Origin of the sequence: Ilumatobacter sp. (assembly GCF_049588435.1) — a bacterium.
GTDB lineage: Bacteria > Actinomycetota > Acidimicrobiia > Acidimicrobiales > Ilumatobacteraceae > Ilumatobacter_A.
In genome coordinates this window covers 1-4,060 of record NZ_JBAVYV010000565.1, presented here as the reverse complement: position 1 = coordinate 4,060, position 4,060 = coordinate 1, and the positions used below count along the sequence as shown (strand labels likewise).

Sequence of the window (4,060 nt, the reverse complement as noted above, 5' to 3'; positions counted from 1 at the left end):
CGCTCGCCAACCGCGTCGACCGCGCAGCGATCGACCTCGCGGAGGCCATCCTCCTCGAGGACCGAGTCGGGCAGACCTTCGATGCCGTCATCACCGACGAGGACGACCGCGGTGCCCGCATCCAGATCGGCGATCCGGCGGTCGTGACGCGGACGGTGGCGCATCGGGTCGACCCCGGTGATCCGGTACGCGTCAAGCTGACGGCGGTCGACGTGGCCGAGCGATCGATCGAGGTGGAGCGCGTCGGCTGATCCCGCGGGCAACGCCCGACGGGCGTGCCTCAGGCCTGCGCGAGCCGGTACAACTGCCCGGTGTTCGAGACGGCGTGGATGTCGCCGAATGGGCCGACGGTGACCGCCGCGAGCGCCGGGACCGTACCGAGCTCCACGATCCGGGGTGTGCCGACGGGCCCGTCGGAGCCGGACGAGACCGATGTGGTGTCGAGGGCCCACAACCGCCCGGAGCAGAAGTCGCCGTACACGTACCACCCGTTCAGAGCGGGGTGCGACGAGTCGCGCGCCACGACCCCTCCGCTGACCGAGCAGTCACCGTTCTCGTGGGGATACGAAACGACCGGCGGGACATGGCCCGCTGGATCCTGGTCGGTGTTGAGTGCCTCGTTGGCCTCGAACGCGCTCCAACCGAAGTTGAGCCCGCGCCCCGCATCTCGTCCGTCTGTCGCGGGAGCGAGGTCGATCTCCTCGAGACGTCCCTGGCCGACGTCGGCGATCCACAGATCCCCGGTGAGGGAGTCGAACGAGAAGCGCCACGGATTCCGGAGTCCGCGTGCCCAGATCGTCGGATCGGCCCCGTCGGTGCCCACGAACGGGTTGTCGTCGGGAACGGTGAACGGTGCGTCGTCCGTCGCTGTCGGATCGATCCGCAGGAGCTTGCCGAGCCGCGACGACAGGTCGAGCGCCGTCCGGTCCGGATCGTCGGCCGCTCCGCCGTCACCGAGGCCGATGTACAGGTATCCGTCCGGTCCGAAGTCCAACTCCCCACCGTTGTGGTTCGGGAACGGCTGTTCCACGGTGAGGATCTCGCGGTAGCTGGTCGGGTCGAACTCGTACGTGGTCGGATCGAAGGCGAATTCGGCGACGACCGTGTTTCCGTCTGCGTTGGTGAAGTCGACGTAGGCCAGGTCCTCGTCGGGATGGAAGGCCAAGCCCAACAGGCCCTGTTCTCCTTGGGCACCGCTGAACGTCGTCGCGGACACCTCGGAGATGTCGAACACGACCGCGTCGGACTCGTCGTCGGCGGCCACGATGGTCCCGCCCTGTTGAACGACGAAGATCCGTCCGTCACCCGCGTCGATCGCGGTCTCGACCGGGCGGTCGTAGGTCCCGAGTTCGATCAGGCGAACCGCCGGTTCGGGCAGCGGCCCGGGCGTGGTGGTGACCGGCACGCCTTGTCCGGGGGCCTGGGTGGGAAGATCTGCCTCCGGTGACGGGATCAACGTCGAGGCCGGCGCCTGCGTCGCTCCGCCGGACGCGGGAGGTGACGTGGCAGGCGGAGTGGTGCTGGTCGTCGGTGGCTCGGTTGGAGGTGTCTCCGTCGAAGGAGTGTCGGAGTCGACGGGAGCGGTCGCCGCCGGGTCGGCACTCGTGTCGGGCGTGGCGTCATCACTCCCCGATGTGCACCCCGCGACGATGCCCGCCAGCGCGAGCGCGGCAACGCAACGGGTCAGGTTTCGTCCGCTCATTTCGTGAACCTTGCCAGACCCTCTTGGACGACGCTCACCGCCAGCGAACCGTCAGCGGTGAAGATCGCTCCGCCCGCGAGACCGCGTGCGGCGCCGGTGGAGATCGCCTGCTGTTGGTACATCAGCCACTCGTCGACTCGGAACGGTCGGTGGAACCACATCGCGTGGTCGAGGCTCGCCATCTGGAGCCCCGGGTGGTCGAACGGCAGACCGAAGGGGAGCAACGCCGTGTCGAGCAACGTCATGTCACTCGCATAGGTCAGGATGCAGGCGTGCAGCACGTCGTCGTCGGGAAGTGCGCCGTTGGCACGCAGCCAGACGTGTTGTGAAGCCGCAGAGCCACCCTGACGGCTCATCGGATCGCCATCGACGTAGCGCAGGTCGATCGGGCGGGGCCGGTCGTACCAGTCGCCGATCCGTTCCCGGTACGGCTCCATCCGAGTGTGGAAGTCGGGAAGCTCATCGGGTGGTGTCAGGTTGTCGTCGATCGTCATCTGGTGGTCGGGACCACCGGGTTCGTGATCGTGGAAACTGGCCTGCAGGTTGAAGATCGCACGGCCGTGTTGGACTGCGACCACTCGGCGCGTCGAGAAGCTCCGACCGTCACGGATCCGATCGACCTCGTACAGGATCGGTCGCTTGGGGTCGCCGGGACGGAGGAAATAGGCGTGCAGTGAATGCACCTGACGACCGGGCTCGTCGATCGTTCGTGCGGCGGCGATCAGGGCCTGCCCGGCCACCTGCCCACCGAACACCCGCACCCGCTCCTCGTCGGTCGAGGCTCCACGGAAGATGTTGACCTCGATCTGTTCGAGGTCGAGCAGCGCGACCAGCTCATCGAGCGCCAGTTGGTTGTCGGCAGCGGTCGGAATCGGCGAGTTGGCAGCCATGAGGGTGTCATGTTGCCACGAAATCGCGCCCGTTCGGCAGTCTCGTTCGTGGGTGCCACCCGGGTGGCGGGTGCCGCGTAGGGTTGCGCCATGCCCTTGCTGGATCTCACCACTGACGAACTGCTGACCACGACCCGAGCTGTCCGCAAGCGCCTCGACTACGACCGTCCGGTCGACGACGCCGACATTCGCGACTGCGTCCGGATCGCGATGCAGTCGCCATCGGGATCGAACAGCATGACGATGCAGTTCGTCGTCGTCCAGGACGAGGCCAAGCGCGAGAAGATCGGCGACATCTATCGACAGTGCTTCGACATCTACAAGTCGATGGATGGCGTCTACGCCGGCTCGATCGTCAAGGACACACCTGCTGAGCAGGAACAACAGGATCGCGTCGCAACGTCGGCCGACTACCTCGGTCAGACGATGGGGCAGGCTCCCGCGCTGGTCATCGCCTGCACCGCCTCGGGCAGAGTCGACGGGGCATCGGGGATGATCGCGGCATCGACGATGGGCAACGTGCTGCCGGCGATGTGGAGTTTCATGCTCGCCGCGCGAGCACGCGGTCTGGGAACCGCCTGGACCACGGTCGGATTGATGATGGAACAGGAGATCGCCGACGTGGTCGGGATTCCGTTCGATGAGGTCCAGCAGGTCTGCCTCAGCCCGATCGCACACACGAAGGGCACCGACTTCAAGCAGGCGATGCGCCCCGATCCCGACACGATCATCCACTGGGACAACTGGTGACCGCGGCGCGTCTTTCCCGGGCGCGTCGCGATCTGGCGTTGGCCACGAAGGGCTTCATGCCGGCCGATGAGGGAGATGCCCTGTGGGACGCTGCGGTGTCGGCGATGGCGGCGGTGCCCGATGCCCCACTGCTCGAGGTCGGCTCGTACTGTGGCCGCTCGACGGTGTGGCTCGGCGACGCGGCCGAACGCGCCGATCGGGTGCTGTTCGCCGTCGACCACCATCGTGGCTCGGAGGAGAACCAGTCCGGCTGGGAGCATCACGACCGCGACGTGGTCGACGAGCGCATCGACAAGATGGACACGCTGCCGTACTTCCGTGCCGCGATCCACGATGCCGGCCTCGAGGACTCGGTGATCGCCGTCGTCGGTCGGTCGCCGCTGGTCGCAGCGGCATGGACCTCGCCGCTGGCGTTCCTGTTCATCGACGGTGGTCACGGGCGTGAACCAGCCCGTCAGGACTACGTGGGCTGGACCCCACACGTCGCCCCGGGTGGAACGCTCGCCATCCACGACGTGTTCCCCGACCCGGCCGACGGCGGACGCCCGCCCTACGAGGAGATCTACCTCCCCGCGATCCAATCGGGCCGCTTCGAGGAGACCTCCGCCACCGGCAGCCTCCGCATCCTCCGCCGTACCTGAAGCGCCGACGGGTCCTTCCCGTCCCACCCCACCCCGGCCCGGGGCGAATTTCGTGGGATCGTGACGCCTCCCGTCAC

The 4,060-nt window shown here is 67.5% G+C and carries 4 protein-coding genes and 1 pseudogene; 3 read left to right on the top strand and 2 right to left on the bottom strand.

The annotated features are described in order from the left end of the window. Positions 1-251, top strand: a pseudogene (locus WBV89_RS21305) (RNB domain-containing ribonuclease); the annotation flags it as partial. A gap of 29 nt (positions 252-280) precedes the next feature. Here the strand turns inward: WBV89_RS21305 and WBV89_RS21300 are convergent. Then, a complete protein-coding gene (locus WBV89_RS21300; RefSeq protein ID WP_423983337.1) occupies positions 281-1,702 on the bottom strand; it encodes a PQQ-dependent sugar dehydrogenase in 1,422 nt (473 codons plus the stop codon). Further along, on the bottom strand, positions 1,699-2,592 hold the full coding sequence (locus WBV89_RS21295; protein ID WP_423983336.1) for an acyl-CoA thioesterase: 894 nt from the start codon (positions 2,590-2,592) through the stop codon (positions 1,699-1,701). Before WBV89_RS21295 ends, WBV89_RS21300 begins: the two co-directional genes overlap by 4 nt. A 90-nt stretch (positions 2,593-2,682) precedes the next feature. Between WBV89_RS21295 and WBV89_RS21290 the strand changes: the two genes are divergently transcribed. Both WBV89_RS21290 and WBV89_RS21285 read left to right on the top strand, forming a co-directional pair. After that, positions 2,683-3,342, top strand: coding sequence for a nitroreductase family protein (locus WBV89_RS21290; RefSeq protein WP_423983335.1), 660 nt, complete (start codon positions 2,683-2,685; stop codon positions 3,340-3,342). A gap of 56 nt (positions 3,343-3,398) precedes the next feature. After that, positions 3,399-3,983, top strand: a complete 585-nt coding sequence (locus tag WBV89_RS21285; protein ID WP_423983338.1) for a class I SAM-dependent methyltransferase — start codon at positions 3,399-3,401, stop codon at positions 3,981-3,983. Positions 3,984-4,060 lie beyond the last annotated feature (77 nt).